Below are 416 nucleotides of genomic sequence, written 5' to 3'. Positions count from 1 at the left end.
CAGCGTTTTATTACCTTAGGCTCGCCCCTGGCTTTTAAAGTGATTCAGGAAAAACTCATTACACCGATATCCAGGCCACCTCAACTAAAGGGTGAATGGTTTAACTTTTATTCACCTGATGATTTTTTAACTGCTTTTCCTTTATCCGAAGCACCCTTCAATTTCGAACCACCGATCATTAACCAGGCAATTACCACCTCCCTGTATAACCCTCACAGTATTACCGGCTATTTGCAAAATCCGGCGGTGGTCAACAGCATCATTGATGGTCTAACACCTGAAAAATAACGAATTACACAGTACATTTCACATATTTGTTTTATTTTTATTCAGTTGAATCTATTTTTAAAAATTATCCCGGAAAAAGGTTTGACAGGGTGTCCTATCCACCCTATTATACGCCCACCTCTGAAACG

Annotated in this window: 1 pseudogene; it reads left to right on the top strand. The window is 39.7% G+C overall.

Going from position 1 to position 416, the window contains the following annotated elements:
• Positions 1–288, top strand: a pseudogene (locus B2Y23_RS02590) (hypothetical protein); the annotation flags it as partial.
• Positions 289–416 lie beyond the last annotated feature (128 nt).

The organism is Acinetobacter sp. UBA5934, from assembly GCF_002430855.1.
Taxonomy (GTDB): Bacteria; Pseudomonadota; Gammaproteobacteria; order Pseudomonadales; family Moraxellaceae; genus Acinetobacter.
This window is presented reverse-complemented; position numbering and strand designations above follow the sequence as displayed.